The organism is Burkholderia sp. NLJ2 (assembly GCF_049487195.1).
Lineage (GTDB): Bacteria > Pseudomonadota > Gammaproteobacteria > Burkholderiales > Burkholderiaceae > Burkholderia > Burkholderia pyrrocinia.
The window spans coordinates 1,542,532-1,558,566 of record NZ_CP137808.1 but is presented as its reverse complement, the minus strand read 5'-3'; the positions used below and the strand labels follow the sequence as shown (position 1 = coordinate 1,558,566).

The following is a 16,035-nucleotide window of genomic DNA, read 5'->3' as shown; positions in this document are numbered from 1 at the left end:
CGCGGGAAACGAGCACCCGATCACGCACGCTCAGAAATACTGGGCGGCCTGAACCCATACGCTCGGCGAACGGGTCGGCGAATCGCTTCCCCGGCCGAGCGGCAATGCGGCCGTCAGCGTGACTTGCCGCTTCGCGCCATACCAGCTCGCGCCGACACCCGCAGCCTGCATGTGCTGCGTATTCCGTTCGCGCTTCCACGGATGCCGGTTGATCTGTACGCGGCCTGCGTCGACGAACGTGCTGACCTGCCATCCGGGCGCGACGAGATAACGCAGCTCGGCGCTGGCCTGCCAGCCCTGATCGCCGCTGCCTTCACCCAGCGCATACGCGCGCACGCCATAAGGGCCGCCCAGGCTGAATTTCTCGGACGAATCGAGATTGCGCGAAGCGAGCTGTGCGCCGATTTGCGCATACACCTGGAACCGGCTGCCGACGGCCTGAATCCGCTGCACGTTCAGGTTCAGCTTCGTGAAGCTGCCGATCGCCTTCGTCAGTTCGTTCGCCGCGAACGCGTCGCTGCTGCGCAACCGTCCCACGCCGAACATCACCGAGAAGCCGTTGCGGCCGCCGCCCAGCCAGCCGTCCTGGCTGTTGCCGCTGAGCCCGAAGGTCCACAGGCCGACGTTCTTGTCGTTGCGGAGCTCGAACGCGCCGTATTCGTCGTGCAGGTTCTTGTTTTCGTATTGCACCTGCGCGGTGAGGCTGAAATCACGTGCACGCACAAGCGGCTGTGCGACGTAAGCGGTCTGCACGCTGGCGCGCCCGCTCATCTCGAGATCGGAAAAACTCCCTGCGACCCGGTAATGCAACGACGAATACGCGACGCCGACCCGCGTGGACACCGGCCCGACCGGCACCTGATACGCGGCGCGGTAGTAGCGTTGCCGTTCGTCGCTGACGAGCCCGCGCAGGCTCAGCCGATCGCCGAGCCGAAACGGCGCATTGACGTCGACGCTGCCGCCGACGCGGTAGCGCCCCGTCGATACCACGCCGAAGTTGTCGAATTCGAGCGACCCGGACGCGAGCGGCGCGCGATCGGCATCGACGACGAGATCGGTGGTGCCGGGCGCTTCGCCGGGGCGCAGCGTGCCGCGCGCGCCGACGCCCGCCAGATCGTCGAGCAGCAGCAGGCTGCGCTCGAGACTGGAGCCGCGCACGACATCGCCCGAATGCAATGCGGAAGGCGGCTGCCGCAGCACGGCGTCGACTACGCGGGAATGGTTCTGGATCTCGATCTTGCCGTAGCGTCCTTCGGCGACTTCGATGCGCACGACACCATCCTCGATGTCCTGCTTCGGCAAATAGGCGCGCGCAAGCACGTAGCCGCTCTCGCGATAGTAGGCGGTGATCCGCTCGGCCGCGCGCTGCAGGTCGGCGAACCCGAGCGTGTCGCCGGCGAGCCCGGCGACGAGTGCCTGCAGCGTTGCGCTGTCGAATACGGTGTTGCCGCCGACCTCGAACGCGCGCACGACGATGCGCGGCCCGGCTTCCGGTGACGGCTGCGCGGCGCTTTCGGACGGGACGATCTCGAGATCGGGTGCGGCTTCCTGCGGCAGGGCCGGCCGCGACGTTTCGACGTCGCGCATCGCCGCTCCGGCGTTCGGCACTTGCGCGTGCGCCTGTCCGGGAACACCCGCGGCGCCCGCGCCCCACAACAGCGACAGGCACAGCGCAAGGCTGCCTCCTCTGATTGTGTGTCGCACGCCGCCGGCTTCGACGGCCACGGCCCGCGAGCCGGCCACGCGAGGATCGGCGACGAGGAAACCGCCGATGTCGTCACGGAAACGGACGACGATTCTTGTTTGAACTTGATCTGCCCACATACGCCACAGCATCCGAAGTCGAGCCGCCGGAACACTCCGGCGATCAATTTATTCGGCGGATGCTACAGACAGACATTCCGGATGTATGTAGATCAGGTACGAAATTTACGCGGCAACTTTCGTTCAAATGCGGTCGCGTACCAAGCCGCGCCGAAGAACAATAGCAATCCTATTAATTTATCCTGTTCGAATCGACATCATCCGTAGACGGCTCGCGCGTTTGCGGTGAAAGCCGGTTGCGCACCGCCCTTCGATGCGGCACGCGGTCCGACGACGTCGACCGTCGGTTTCACGCGCGCCGATGCGCGACGGCGACCACCGCGATCGCCGCGAATCCGGCCGCCCCTGCCAGCAGCGCCGCGGCCGCCACCCACAGCGCGGGTGTGAACGATCCATATCGCGAGACCAGCGGCGCCGCCACGAGCGGCCCCGCGATCTGCCCGACGCCGTACGAAGCGGTCGCATAGCCCATCAGCCCCGCCGCGCGTTCGCCATGCAGGCGGCGCGCCTCGCGCATCGCGAACAGCGTGATCGCGGTGAACGGCAAGCCGAGCAGCACGCAGCCGAGCGAAAAACCCGCCGCGCTGGGCCAGACGATACCGGCCGCGATGCCCAGCGCCTGCGTCGCGCAGCCGAGCGCAAGCAGCAACCGGTTGTCCCAGTGCCCGGGCAGCCGCGCGGCGGCGAGCGCGCCGACAATCAGCGCCGCACCGAACATCGGCCAGAACAGGTCGGGCCACGGCGAGCCGGCCGGCAGCGCCGCGCGCGCGATCACCGGCAGGAAGGTCGCCGTGATGATGTAGCCGAAGCCCGGCATCCCGTACAGCACGACGAGCCACGCGGCATCCGCACGATGGCGGCGCGAGGTATCCGGCGCGGCCACGGCCGCTGCAGGTGGCGCGGCGCGGGAAGGCGGCTGGCCCACCGCAGGCGTCACGGCGAACGCGCGCCAGATCGCGACCGACAGCACGGCCGACAGCGCCGCGAAGCCGAACCAGCCGAGCGCAGCGCGATGACCGGCCAGCGCGCTGCCGATCAACCCCGTCAGCACGATGCCGGCACCCGGCCCCGCGTAGATCACCCCGCTCCACTCCGGCGCGTGCAGTTCCGAGAGCCGGCGCAGCCCCCATTGCGATACGAACACGAACGTCCACGCGCTAATGACGCCGGCAACGAAGCGCACCGCAAGCCACAAGGGCAGCAGATGGCCGGCGCCCATCGCGGCCGTGAGCAGCACGGTGGCCGCGAGCCCGAAGCGGACCATCCGCGCGGGCGCGACGCGCAGCGCCGCGCAACTGACCGCGCCGGCGAAGTAGCCCGCGTAATTCGCCGACGCAAGCCAACTGCCGGCCTTCAGGCCGATCGAGCCGTCGGCGAGCATCAGCGGCAGCAGCGGCGTGAACGCGAAGCGGCCGACGCCGAGCGCGACGGCCAGCCCGATCATGCAGGCCAGCGCGGCCGCACGGGCGCGGCGGTCGGCTTCGTCTGACGAAAGCGCATGGGCGGCGGGTGGTGCATCGAAACGGGACATGGCGGCAGCTCGGGCCGCCGCATGCGATGCGCCAGCCGGACGAAGATCAGGATGGCGACATCGTAGCTTGACCAAACGTTCTCGAAAAATGAATAATTGAGAATCCAGTCATCCCTTGGAGAGAATCATGGATCTGGCGGCGCTGGCGATTTTCCGGGCGGTCGTGCGCGAGAACGGGGTGACACGCGCAGCGGCCAAGCTCAATCGTGTGCAGTCGAACGTGACGACGCGTATCAAGCAGCTCGAGGAAGAACTTGGCGCGGCGCTGTTCGTGCGCGACGGCCGCCGGCTCGTGCTGACGCCGGCCGGGCACACGCTGCTGCCGTACGCGGAGCGCCTGCTCGCGCTCGCCGACGAAGCGCGCGACGCGGTGCGCGAGGACACGCCGCGCGGGCGGCTGCGGCTCGGCACGATGGAGAGCACGGCCGCGAGCCGGCTGCCGACCGTGCTCGCGCGCTATCACCATGCGTGGCCCGACGTGTCGCTCGAGCTCGTGACGGGCACGACGGGCTGGCTGATCGGCAAGGTGCGCGACTTCGAGATCGACGCCGCGCTGTTCGCGCGCCCGCCGGCACCGGACACGCTGCCCGACACGTTCGAGACGGTGCCGGTCTTCCGCGAGGAGCTCGTGTTGCTCACGCCGCGCGGCCATCCGCCGGTGCGCACGCCGCGCGACGTGATCCTGCCGACGCTGATCGCGTTCGAGCGCGGCTGCACGTATCGGAAGTACGTCGAGCAGTGGTATGCGGCGCACGGGATGAAGCCGGCACGCGTGCTCGAACTCGGCTCGTATCACGCGATCGTCGCGTGCGTCGCGGCCGGCGCGGGCATCGCGGTCGCGCCGCGCTCGGTGCTCGACCTGCAGCCGGAAACCGACCACGTCACCGCGCATGCGATTCCGGAATTCGAAGGAATCGATACGCTGTTGGCGTGGCGGCAAGGTTATGCGTCGGCGGCGCTCGCCGCGCTGCGCGACGCGCTTGGGGAGGCCGGGCGGCAGCCGGACTCAGTACGGAAACCGCGCATGGCGCTGCCGGCCTGACGCGATCCGCCAACGGACGCGCGACGGCGAACTCGCGCACCGTCCGTTTGCGTGCCGGGCAACCGTCCGTGCGTCACGCATGGTGGCGGATCGCCCCCTCGCACCGCGCGTAAACGCAAAACGACCCGGCCGGCACCCATGCCGATCGGGTCGTTTCATGCGATTCCGTCGAAAGAACCGCGCGGTGCCGGCCGGTGCGCCGCCCTAGCGGGCGCCGCGCCGGCCAGGCCCGATCAAAGACGCTCTTCGACCCAGCCCTTCACGCCAGCCAGCGCGCCCGGCAGGTTCGCCGGCTCGGTGCCGCCTGCCTGCGCCATGTCCGGACGGCCGCCGCCCTTGCCGCCGACCTGCTGCGCGACGAAGTTCACGAGCTCGCCGGCCTTGACCTTCTTGCTCGCGTCGGGCGTGACGCCCGCGATCAGGCTGACCTTGCCGCCTTCGACGGCCGCCAGCACGATCGCCGCGCTCTTCAGCTTGTCCTTCAGCTTGTCGACCGTTTCGCGCAGCGTCTTCGCGTCGGCGCCGTCGAGCGTCGCGGCCAGCACATACACGCCGCCGATCTCGACAGCTTGCTGCGCGAGCTCGTCGCCCTGGCTCGATGCGAGCTTCGACTTCAGCGCGCCCAGTTCCTTCTCGAGCGACTTCACCTGGTCCTGCACCTGCGCGATACGCTGCGTGAGCTCCGACGGCTGCGCCTTCAGCGCGGCCGCCGCTTCGTTCACGCGTGCGTCGAGATCCTGCACGAAGCGCACCGCGTTGTCGCCGGTGATCGCCTCGACGCGGCGGATGCCGGCCGCGACGCCGCCTTCGACGACGATCTTGAAGAAGCCGATGTCGCCGGTGCGGTGCACGTGCGTGCCGCCGCACAGTTCGCGCGAGAAGCCGAGATCGAGCACGCGCACTTCATCGCCGTACTTCTCGCCGAACAGCGCCATCGCGCCGCCCTTCACCGCTTCGTCGTACGGCATCACGCGCACGATGCCCGGCGCGTTCGCGAGGATTTCGTTGTTGACGATCTGCTCGACGCGACGGATTTCGTCGTCCGTCATCGGCGCGTTGTGCGCGAAGTCGAAACGGGTCTTGTCGGCGTCGACCAGCGAACCCTTCTGCTGCACGTGCGCGCCGAGCACTTCGCGCAGCGCCTTGTGCATCAGGTGGGTGGCCGAGTGGTTGCGCTGCGTGCGCGCACGACGATGCGCATCGATTTCCGCGCGCAGCACGTCGCCGACCTTCAGCGTGCCCTGCTCGAGCGAGCCGTGGTGGCCGACCACGTCGGCCTGCACCTTCAGCGTGTCGGCCACCGCGAAGCGCGTCGACGCATTCGCGAGCACGCCCTGGTCGCCGACCTGGCCACCCGATTCCGCGTAGAACGGCGTGTGGTCGAGCACGACGACGGCATCCTGGCCGGCCTTCACTTCGCTGACCGACGAGCCGTCGACGTACAGCGCGACGACCTTCGCGTCGTCGAATGCGATTTCTTCATAGCCGTGGAAGGTGGTCTTCGCGCCCGTGTATTCGAGGCCCTGCGTGGCCTTGAACTTGCCGGCCGCGCGCGCCTGCTCGCGCTGGCGCGCCATCGCATCGTCGAATGCCGGCTCGTCGACCGTCATGCCGCGCTCGCGGCACACGTCGGCCGTGAGGTCGAGCGGGAAGCCGTAGGTATCGTGCAGCTTGAACGCGAGTTCGCCGTCGAGCACCTTGCCGCCCTTCGCTTCGACGTCGGCCAACGCGCCCTCGAGGATCGACATCCCGTGCTCGATCGTCTCGAAGAAGCGTTCTTCTTCCTGGCGCAGCACGTCGGTCACGCGCTGTTCGGCTTCCTTCAGCTCCGGATACGCGACGCCCATCTCGGCGACGAGGTCGGCCACCAGCTTGTGGAAGAACGAACCCTTGCGGCCGAGCTTGTAGCCGTGGCGGATCGCGCGGCGCACGATCCGGCGCAGCACGTAGCCGCGGCCTTCGTTGCCGGGAATCACGCCGTCGACGATCAGGAACGAGCATGCGCGAATGTGATCGGCGATCACCTTCAGCGAGTTGTTGGTGAGGTCGCTGATCTCGGTCACGCGCGCGGCGGCCTTGATCAGGTTCTGGAACAGGTCGATCTCGTAGTTGCTGTGCACGTGCTGCAGCACCGCGGCGAGGCGCTCGAGGCCCATGCCGGTGTCGACCGACTGCTTCGGCAGGCGCGTCATGTTGCCCTGCGCGTCGCGGTTGAACTGCATGAACACGAGGTTCCAGATCTCGATGTAGCGGTCGCCGTCTTCTTCAGGCGACCCCGGCGGGCCGCCCCACACGTCCGGGCCGTGATCGTAGAAGATTTCCGTGCACGGGCCGCACGGGCCCGTGTCGCCCATCGTCCAGAAGTTGTCCGACGCGTAGCGCGCGCCCTTGTTGTCGCCGATCCGGATGATGCGCTCGGCCGGCACGCCGACTTCCTTCGCCCAGATGTCGTATGCCTCGTCGTCTTCCTGGTAGACCGTGACCCACAGCTTTTCCTTCGGCAGCTGGTAGACCGTGGTCAGCAGCTCCCACGCGAAGCGGATCGCGTCGTGCTTGAAGTAGTCGCCGAACGAGAAGTTGCCGAGCATCTCGAAGAACGTGTGGTGGCGCGCCGTGTAGCCGACGTTTTCGAGATCGTTGTGCTTGCCGCCCGCGCGCACGCTGCGCTGCGCCGTCGTGGCGCGCGAATACGGGCGCGGGTCCGTGCCGAGGAAGACGTCCTTGAACTGGACCATGCCCGAGTTCGTGAACATCAGCGTGGGGTCGTTACCGGGCACGAGGCTCGACGAACGGACGATCGTGTGGCCCTTCGATTCGAAGAATTTGAGGAATTTCTCGCGGATTTCGGCAGCTTTCATGGCGTGCGGGGACAGTCTGGCAAAGACGGCTTCAAACGCCGGCGCCCTTGGCGGGGCGCGCGGCGGCATGGATTCGGAAACGATCGATTATACGGGATCGGGGCCGGCTTCCGGGCAAAGCGCCGGCAAAGCGGCTCGCCCATCCGGCCGGCCCGGTCGGAGCCCGTTCCCGCTGATAACAGGCTCCAGGCCACCCGCGCGGCCGATTCGCCTTAAGATGCTCGGCATGCCAATCGGCCTTGCCGAGCAACGGAGGCCAGCCATGAAAGGAGACGATTCGACGATGGGTGCCCTGAGCCATATCCGCGTGCTGGACCTCACCCGCGTGCTCGCGGGCCCGTGGTGCGCGCAGACCCTTGCCGATTTCGGCGCGGACGTGATCAAGGTCGAGCGCCCGGGCGCCGGCGACGACACGCGCCACTGGGGGCCGCCGTACCTGAAGGACGCGGACGGCGCGGATACCGCCGAGGCCGCGTACTACCTCGCGGCGAACCGCAACAAGCGCTCGGTGACGATCGACATCGCGACGCCCGAAGGCCAGCAGATCGTGCGCGAACTCGCCGCGCGAAGCGACGTCGTGCTCGAGAACTACAAGGTCGGCCAGTTGAAGAAATACGGGCTCGATTACGAATCGCTGCGCGCGGTGAAGCCCGATCTCGTCTACTGCTCGGTCACCGGCTTCGGCCAGACCGGCCCGTACGCGCACCGCGCGGGCTACGACTTCATCGTGCAGGGGATCGGCGGCTTCATGAGCATCACCGGCGAGCGCGACAGCGAGCCGGGCGGCGGCCCGCAGAAGGCCGGCGTCGCGATCGCCGATCTCGCGACCGGCCTCTACTCGACGATCGCCGTGCTCGCCGCGCTCGCGCACCGCGACCGTACCGGCGAAGGGCAGTACATCGACATGGCACTGCTCGACGTGCAGGTCGCGCTGCTCGCGAACATGAACACCAACTTCCTCGCGAGCGGCAAGCCGCCGGTGCGCTGGGGCAACGCGCACCCGAACATCGTGCCGTACCAGACGTTCCAGACCAGCGACGGGTGGATCATCGTCGCGGTCGGCAACGACGGGCAGTTCCGCAAGTTCGTCGAGGCCGGCGGCCGGCCCGAACTGGCCGACGACGAGCGCTTCGCGACCAACCCGTCGCGCGTGCGCCACCGCGACACGCTGGTGCCGATCCTCGCGGAGATGGTGAAGGCGCGCGGCAAGGCCGACTGGATCGGCGTGCTCGAAGCGGCCGGCGTGCCGTGCGGGCCGATCAACGATCTCGACGAGGTGTTCGACAACGAGCAGGTCGTCGCGCGCGGGATGCAGGTGTCGCTGCCGCACCCGTGCGGCGCGGACGTGCAACTCGTGCGCAACCCGATCCGGATGAGCGCGACGCCGCCCGACGCGCGCACGGCCCCGCCGTTGCTCGGCGCGCAAACCGACGACGTGCTGCGCGACATGCTCGGATACGACGACGCGCGGATTGCGGCGTTGAAAGCGAAGCAGGCGATCTGACGCGCAGCCGCTTCAACGGCTCGCGCGGCGGCGGCTACCCGACCGGCGACTACCGCGCGAGCGCGTCCAGCCAGCCACGTGCGGCCGGCCAGTCGCCGAGCCCGCTGTCCGCGTTGATGTGGCCGCGCGGGCCGATGTCGCGAAATTCACTGCCCCACGCGTGCGCGCAACCGCGCGCAAACGCGAGCGAGCCGTACGGATCGTCGCTGCTCGCGACCACGCAAGTCGGAAACGGCAGCCGCTCGTGCGGCACGGGCCCGAAACCGTGCGCGTCGGCCGGAAACGCCGGGCCGCCGGGATCGGGCAGCGCAACGAGCAGCGCGCCGCGCACTTTCGCGAGCGCGGCCGGGCGCGCATAGCGCGTCGCCCACCACGCGGTGGTCAGCGTGCCGAGGCTGTGGCCGGCGATCAGCACGGGCCCGCGCGCGGCTTCGACCGCACGATCGAGCGCGAGGCACCAGCCATTGCGGAACGCACGGTCCCAGTCGGGCATCGCGACGCGCGAGAAGCGCGCATCGGCGCGCTCCCAGCGGCTCTGCCAGTGCAGCGGGCCCGAATTGGCGTAGCCCGGCAGGACAAAAACGAGGGGGTCGCTCATGAAAGGATTCGTCGACGAATGGTGTCGTTATGTGATGTCGACGAAGTGTCGCACACCCTCCTCTCCCTGATGCTGCCTGTCAAAATACCGGAAGGGTGTGCAGTGGAACGTGACGTGTTCAGGACGATGTCACGACCGGCCGGCGCTCAGGCGCGCCGGCTTCGATCAGCGTACGCCGGCGCCGACCAGGCCGCCTGCTGCTGCGCCGGCAACCGTGCCGACCGGGCCGCCCGTGATCAGGTAGCCGAGCGCGCCGCCCGCGGCCGCGCCGATACCGGCATTGCGTTGCGTATGCGTCATCGCGCAGGCGCCGAGTTGCGACAGCGCCGCGACGATCACCGCGGTACGAACGAGAAAAGTGGTCTTCTTCATCATGGTTATTGGCTTCCTCCCGCCACGCGATGACGCGAACGGCGGCATTGAATCGGTAAAGCCATCATAGGAAAACCCGAACGGCGCGGGCAATCCGATTTACGTCGTGTTACAGCCGACACACTATCGAGATATTGCGGTACACATCGCGAACACACCGGCCCTCACCCGCAACCCGCGCGGGACGGACCCCGGTCAGGTAGAATTACAGGATTAAACCGGCGCGACGCGCCGACACAACCTGACGCCAACCGCATGAGCACCGAACGCAACGACGCCCCCGCGGCTTCCAATTTCATCCGCAACATCATCGACGACGACAACCGCACCGGCAAATGGGGCGGCCGCGTCGAAACGCGCTTCCCGCCCGAGCCGAACGGCTATCTGCACATCGGCCACGCGAAGAGCATCTGCCTGAACTTCAGCGTCGCGCGCGACTACGGCGGCGTGTGCCACCTGCGCTTCGACGACACGAACCCGGAAAAGGAAAGCGTCGAGTACGTCGACTCGATCGTCGACGCGGTGCGCTGGCTCGGTTTCGACTGGCGCAAGGACGCGGTCGATCACCAGTATTTCGCGAGCGACTACTACGACAAGCTGTACGAATTCGCCGAGCTGCTGATCAAGCGCGGCAAGGCCTACGTCGACAGCCAGAGCGCCGATGAAATGCGCGCGAACCGCGGCTCGCTGACGGAAGGCGGCAAGCCGTCGCCGTTCCGCGAACGCACGCCCGACGAAAACCTCGACCTGTTCCGCCGCATGAAGGCCGGCGAGTTCAAGGAAGGCGAGCACGTGCTGCGCGCGAAGATCGACATGGCTTCGCCGAACATGAACATGCGCGACCCGGTGATCTACCGGATCCGCTACGCGCACCACTACCGCACCGGCGACGCATGGTGCGTGTATCCGATGTACGACTACACGCACTGCATCTCGGATGCGCTCGAAGGCATCACGCATTCGCTGTGCACGCTCGAGTTCGAGGATCACCGCCCGCTGTACGACTGGGTGCTGAACGAACTCGCGGAAGCCGGCATGTTCACGCGCCCGCTGCCGCAACAGATCGAATTCTCGCGGCTGAACCTCACGTACGCGATCACCAGCAAGCGCAAGCTGCTGCAGCTCGTGACCGAAGGCCACGTCGACGGCTGGGACGATCCGCGGATGCCGACGATCGTCGGCGTGCGCCGCCGCGGCTTCACGCCGGAGAGCATCCACCTGTTCTGCGAGCGGATCGGCGTGACGAAGATCGATTCGTGGATCGACATGAGCATCTTCGAAGGCGCGCTGCGCGACGACCTCGACGACAAGGCCGCGCGCACGGTCGCGGTGCTCGATCCGCTGAAGCTCGTGATCGACAACTATCCGGAAGGCCAGGAAGAAGCGTGCACGGCGCCCGTGCATCCGCATCACCCGGAGCGCGGCGTGCGCACGTTCCCGATCTCGCGCGAGCTGTGGATCGAGCGCGAGGATTTCGTCGAGAACCCGCCGAAGGGTTACTTCCGCCTGTTCCCGGGCAACAAGGTGCGCCTGCGCTACGGCTACGTGATCGAGTGCACGGGCTTCGACAAGGATGCCGACGGCAACGTGACGGCCGTGCACTGCAACTACTTCCCGGACAGCAAGTCGGGCACCGACGGCGCGAACACGTACAAGGTCAAGGGCAACATCCACTGGGTCAGCGCGAAGCATGCGCAGCCGGCCGAAGTGCGGATCTACGACCGCCTGTTCAAGGAGCCGCATCCGGACGCGGGCGGCGCGAACTTCCTCGAAGCGCTGAACCCCGATTCGAAGAAGATCGTGCAAGCGTACGTCGAACCGGGCAACAGCGACATCGCGCCGGAAACGCGCCTGCAGTTCGAGCGGCACGGCTACTTCGTTGCCGACCGGGTCGATTCGAAGCCGGGCAAGCCGGTGTTCAACCGGATCGTCGGGCTGCGCGACAGCTGGGGCAAGCCGGCCTGACGGCCTGCTCCGCGCGCGGCGCGCGGCCTCGGGCCGACGTCGTGCGATCATAAAAAAACCGGCTCGATAGCCGGTTTTTTATTGCGCGGATCGAAGCGAAGCCGCCGCGTTGATTCACGCGCCCGACAGCCGCCGATGCAGTTCCGCCAGCGACAGCTTCGTGCGAAACAGCCGCGCGAGGCTGCGGCTCGCATACGCGTCGATCTCGGCCGGCACGGTCCAGCGGTACGCATCCATCTCGGGAATCATCGAGCCGTCGCGACGGCTCGGGAACAGCGACGTGCACGTGCACAGCGCGGGATCGATCTCGCCGTCCGCCACCTGCACCGCGAACAGGTGCAGGTCCTTGTCGTGCCGGTACGCGAAGCGGCCGAGATCGAGCAGCCGCGCCGGCGCGAATTCGATGCCGGTTTCCTCGAGCAGCTCGCGCAGCGCGGCGTCGGCCGGCGTCTCGCCGGGCTCGCCCTGCCCCTTCGGGATGTCCCAGTGCGTGGTGTCCGTTGCGTGCGCGAGGAACACGCGGCCCGCCGCATCGAGGATCACGACACCGCACGACACCGTGCGCGGCGCGCCGCCCCGCTTTATCACACGCGTGCTCAGCGCTTCTGCAACTGCCACTTGCCCGCGGACGTCTTGCAGTAGACGGGCTTGAGCGTCATCGCCTGGCCCTTCGCGGTGATGTCGGTCGTGATTTCACGGCAGGTCTTGCCGTCCGTCTCGGTCGTGGTCGGCGTGAGCTTCGCTTCGATCTGCGTACGGCCGCCGCTGTTCTGCCACGGCGTCGTCTCGCCGTCCTTGCCTTCGTCGCGCACCTTCGCGACGGCCTTCGACAGCGATGCCGTGTCGGCCTTGCTGAAATAGCTGAGCGGCGTGTCGTTCAGGAAATTCAGGTTGTTCTGCGCGTGGGCGGGCAGCATCGCGGCTGCGCACGCAGCGCCGGCCAGCACACGCGTGACGATGGAAAGGGATGCACGCATCGACATGTTGTTCTCCTTGGATGTTCGATCGAACGGCGCGGTGCATGCCGGCGAACCGGCACGCGCCACGCCCGTCAGCGAGCGAGCATAGCATGCGTGCCGCGTGCGAGCTTTTAGCGGGCCGCCTGCGTCGCCCCGGGTTGATATCCGTCAGTCAGCGTGCCCAGGAACGCGATCACGTCCTTGATCTCGGCCGCGTTCAGCGCCGGCTGCTCGCCGCGCTTGCGGTCGAACGGCGGTTCGCGGTTGATGTTCGGCCAGTAGCGCTTCGGCAGGTCGTCGTAGATCTGCACCTTGCCGTGCACGACCGGGTAGAACTTCTCCGGATGAATGTCGCGCTCGACGTAGAAGCGCATCACGTCCTCGAGCGAGTGATACACGCCGTTGTGGAAGAACGTCTTGCGCAGCGCGACGTTACGCAGCGACGGCGTACGGAACAGCCCGCAGAATTCGTCGCGGCCCTTCAGGTCGGTGCGCTCGGGGCCGCACGCGCCGAGATCGTGGAAGCGCGGGTCGCGGTTGACGGGCAGCGCGCGGTTGCGCGGCACCGCAATCGCGATCAGCCCGAAATCGCTGAACTGCGGCGGGCCGCCTTCAAGCGTGCGCTGGCTGATGTGGCAGCTCGCGCAATTGCCCTTCTTCTCGTCGTTGAACAGTTGCAGCCCGTGCAACTCGGCGGGCGTGAGCTGCGCGCGGCCGGCCAGGTACGCGTCGTACTTGCTCGTGTACGGATCGAACAGCGCAGGCTGCTGCTGGAACGCATCGAGCGCACGCAACACCGCGTCGAAGATCGCCTGATCGTCGCCGAGCACCCGCTCGCCGAACGCGTTGCGGAACGCATCCGCATACGGTGCCGCGCGCACCGCCTGCGCGACCCGCGCCGGCGAGCTGCTCATCTCGAACGGCGACAGGAGCGGAATGCGTGCCTGCGCGTCGCGGGTGTCGACGCGGCCATCCCAGGTCAGCCCGCCGGTCGGGCCCGCGTCGATGCTTTCGTCGCCCTCGTCGGGCGAATCGTGGAAGTGCTCGCTGAACGGCGGGATGCCGCGCACGTACTTCAGCGACGGTACCGCGCGAAAACCGGTGCGATGCATGTCGTCGCCGCCGAGCTGCACCGACAGCGCGTTCGGCGGCCCGAACGCATGGTCGGCGCTGTGGCACGACGCGCACGCGAGCTTGCCGGAGCCCGACAGCGACGGATCGAAGAACAGTTGCTTGCCGAGCGCCGTCATCTGCTTCACGCCCTCGAACACCTGCGCGCGCGTCTGCGGCTGGCTGGCCGGTGCGACCGCGGGCGCGGCCGGCGCGGCCTGGGCGGCCGGCACGACGGACGCGGCCGGCGAATTCGCGCCGGGATTTGCATCGCAACCGGCGAGCGCCACGAGCCCGGCAGCCAGCGCCAGGGCCGCCGCGGCACGGATCAACGATCGCGCGGATGCAGAGGATTTCGGGGAGGTGGGCATCGTCGTTCTATCGGTAGCGGTGGGCAATCGGCCGGAGCTTATGTCAGTTCCGTGACCGTCGCATGACGTTCAACCGACAGTCAATTGAAAGCACCCCTACACCCGCCTGTCAAATGGGTTCCAGATAATGCGCGCAGCCGGTCGGCGCCTGCCGCGCCGGCCCCAAGCCAACCCGGTTCCCACACGCGACCAACGACGAAAGAGAGAACATCGCATGAAGAAGCACGCCTGGATTCGCTACACGCCGATCGCCCTCGCGGCCGCGCTCAGCCTGACCGCCTGCGGCGGCGACGACGTCACGCAACAGGGCCTGTCGTCCGTCAAGAACGTTGTCGTGATCTATGCGGAAAACCGCAGCTTCGACAACCTGTACGGCAACTTCCCGGGCGCGAACGGCCTGCAGAACGCAACGGCCGCAAACTCGGTGCAGAAGGATCGCGACGGCTCGACGATGGCGACGCTGCCGAAGGTCTGGGGCGGCCTGACCGCGACCGGCATCACGCCGGCCGTCAGCGAGGCGATGACGGCGAACCTGCCGAACGCGCCGTTCGCGATCGACGATCCGAACGGCTTCAACCAGTCGATGAGCATCGCGACGCGCGACATCGTGCACCGCTTCTACCAGGACCAGATGCAGATCAACGGCGGCAAGAACGACATGTATGCCGCGTGGACCGATGCGGGCGGCCTGACGATGGGCCACTACACGCCGGACCCGTCGAAGCTGCCGCTGTGGAAGATCGCGCAGCAGTACGTGCTCGCCGACAACTTCTTCATGGGCGCGTTCGGCGGCTCGTTCCTGAACCACCAGTACCTGATCTGCGCGTGCGCGCCGTTCTACGCGAACGCGAACACGAGCCCCGCGGCCGGCAAGATCGCCGCGTTGAACGCGGACGGCAAGTCGCTGAAGGTCGCCACGAACTCGCCCACGTCCGCGCTGAGCGGCCCGCCGAAGTTCGTCAACGACGGCGCGATCACGCCTGACTTCTTCGCGGTCAACACGATGCAGCCGCCGTATCAGCCGAGCGGCAACAAGGCCGCCACGGGCGGCGACCCGCTGCTCGCCGACCCGGCCAACGCGTCGACGATGCCGGCTCAAACGGCGACCAATATCGGCGACCTGCTGACCAGTGCGAACGTGACGTGGGCATGGTATGGCGGCGCGTGGGGCCAGGCGCTGCAGGCGAGCCAGAACGGCACGTCGAACGTGATCTACGGCCCCGACCTGTCGACGCCGAACTTCCAGCCGCACCACCAGCCGTTCAACTACTTCGCGAACCAGGCGCCGGGCACCGCGAGCCGCGCGCAGCACCTGCTCGACGGCGGCGCGAACGGCGCCGAGTTCATCAAGGCGATCGACGCGGGCACGCTGCCGGCGGTGGCGTTCTACAAGCCGCAGGGCAACCTGAACGAGCACCCGGGCTATACGGACGTCACCTCCGGGGACCAGCACATCGCCGACGTGATCGCGCACCTGCAGGCGAGCCCGCAGTGGAAGAACATGGTCGTGGTCGTCACGTACGACGAAAACGGCGGCTTCTGGGATCACGCCGCGCCGCCGACCGCCGACCGCTGGGGTCCAGGCACGCGCATTCCGGCGCTGATCGTGTCGCCGTATGCGAAGAAGGGCTTCGTCGACCACACGCAGTACGACACGGGCTCGATCCTGCGCTTCATCACGCGCCGCTTCTCGCTGCCGCGCCTCGCGGGCCTGCAACAGCGCGACGACGCGCTGAAGGCCAACGGCGCGCAGCCGATGGGCGACCTGACGAACGCGCTCGCGCTGTCGCCGAACCTGTAACGGCATCGCGACGCACGGGCCGGCGGCGTTGCCGGCCCGGACGAACGAAGGGCGGCCACTCGGCCGCCCTTTGTCATGGATGCGCGTTGCCGCGCCCGTT

12 protein-coding genes are annotated in these 16,035 nt (G+C 67.8%); 4 read left to right on the top strand and 8 right to left on the bottom strand.

The window, feature by feature from the left end; genetic code table 11:
* Window positions 1-30: 30 nt before the first annotated feature.
* Both R9B84_RS07180 and R9B84_RS07175 read right to left on the bottom strand, forming a co-directional pair.
* Window positions 31-1,587: a ShlB/FhaC/HecB family hemolysin secretion/activation protein gene (locus R9B84_RS07180; RefSeq protein ID WP_423759759.1), complete on the bottom strand. Its 1,557-nt coding sequence runs from the start codon at window positions 1,585-1,587 to the stop codon at window positions 31-33.
* A gap of 526 nt (window positions 1,588-2,113) precedes the next feature.
* Complete coding sequence (locus R9B84_RS07175) at window positions 2,114-3,355, bottom strand: YbfB/YjiJ family MFS transporter (RefSeq protein WP_423759758.1); 1,242 nt, start codon at window positions 3,353-3,355, stop codon at window positions 2,114-2,116.
* 127 nt (window positions 3,356-3,482) lie between these two features.
* Here R9B84_RS07175 and R9B84_RS07170 point away from each other — a divergent pair, with 127 nt between their 5' ends.
* Entirely contained in the window at window positions 3,483-4,397 is a 915-nt protein-coding gene (locus tag R9B84_RS07170) for a LysR family transcriptional regulator (RefSeq protein ID WP_423759757.1), read from the top strand.
* Window positions 4,398-4,630: 233 nt separating this feature from the next.
* Here the strand turns inward: R9B84_RS07170 and alaS are convergent, their stop codons facing one another.
* A complete protein-coding gene (alaS, locus tag R9B84_RS07165) occupies window positions 4,631-7,255 on the bottom strand; it encodes an alanine--tRNA ligase (RefSeq protein WP_423759756.1) in 2,625 nt (874 codons plus the stop codon).
* A gap of 283 nt (window positions 7,256-7,538) precedes the next feature.
* Between alaS and R9B84_RS07160 the strand changes: the two genes are divergently transcribed.
* Window positions 7,539-8,759: a CaiB/BaiF CoA transferase family protein gene (locus R9B84_RS07160; protein ID WP_423759974.1), complete on the top strand. Its 1,221-nt coding sequence runs from the start codon at window positions 7,539-7,541 to the stop codon at window positions 8,757-8,759.
* A 49-nt stretch (window positions 8,760-8,808) separates the two neighbouring features.
* Here R9B84_RS07160 and R9B84_RS07155 read toward each other — a convergent pair whose 3' ends face one another.
* Window positions 8,809-9,357, bottom strand: a complete 549-nt coding sequence (locus tag R9B84_RS07155) for an RBBP9/YdeN family alpha/beta hydrolase (RefSeq protein WP_174383925.1) — start codon at window positions 9,355-9,357, stop codon at window positions 8,809-8,811.
* A gap of 165 nt (window positions 9,358-9,522) precedes the next feature.
* Complete coding sequence (locus R9B84_RS07150; protein WP_006497729.1) at window positions 9,523-9,732, bottom strand: ornithine acetyltransferase; 210 nt, start codon at window positions 9,730-9,732, stop codon at window positions 9,523-9,525.
* A 252-nt stretch (window positions 9,733-9,984) separates the two neighbouring features.
* Between R9B84_RS07150 and R9B84_RS07145 the strand changes: the two genes are divergently transcribed.
* The gene (locus R9B84_RS07145) at window positions 9,985-11,694 is read left to right on the top strand and encodes a glutamine--tRNA ligase/YqeY domain fusion protein (protein WP_096470693.1); all 1,710 of its coding nucleotides are present in this window, start codon (window positions 9,985-9,987) and stop codon (window positions 11,692-11,694) included.
* A 114-nt stretch (window positions 11,695-11,808) separates the two neighbouring features.
* Here R9B84_RS07145 and R9B84_RS07140 read toward each other — a convergent pair whose 3' ends face one another.
* From R9B84_RS07140 to R9B84_RS07130, 3 genes are all read right to left on the bottom strand, one after another.
* On the bottom strand, window positions 11,809-12,279 hold the full coding sequence (locus R9B84_RS07140; RefSeq protein WP_423759973.1) for an NUDIX hydrolase: 471 nt from the start codon (window positions 12,277-12,279) through the stop codon (window positions 11,809-11,811).
* A gap of 11 nt (window positions 12,280-12,290) precedes the next feature.
* A complete protein-coding gene (locus tag R9B84_RS07135) occupies window positions 12,291-12,677 on the bottom strand; it encodes an RT0821/Lpp0805 family surface protein (RefSeq protein WP_423759755.1) in 387 nt (128 codons plus the stop codon).
* Between the two features lie 107 nt (window positions 12,678-12,784).
* The gene (locus R9B84_RS07130) at window positions 12,785-14,134 is read right to left on the bottom strand and encodes a cytochrome-c peroxidase (protein ID WP_423759754.1); all 1,350 of its coding nucleotides are present in this window, start codon (window positions 14,132-14,134) and stop codon (window positions 12,785-12,787) included.
* A 214-nt stretch (window positions 14,135-14,348) separates the two neighbouring features.
* Here R9B84_RS07130 and R9B84_RS07125 point away from each other — a divergent pair, with 214 nt between their 5' ends.
* On the top strand, window positions 14,349-15,935 hold the full coding sequence (locus R9B84_RS07125; RefSeq protein ID WP_423759753.1) for an acid phosphatase: 1,587 nt from the start codon (window positions 14,349-14,351) through the stop codon (window positions 15,933-15,935).
* The last annotated feature ends 100 nt before the right edge of the window (window positions 15,936-16,035 follow it).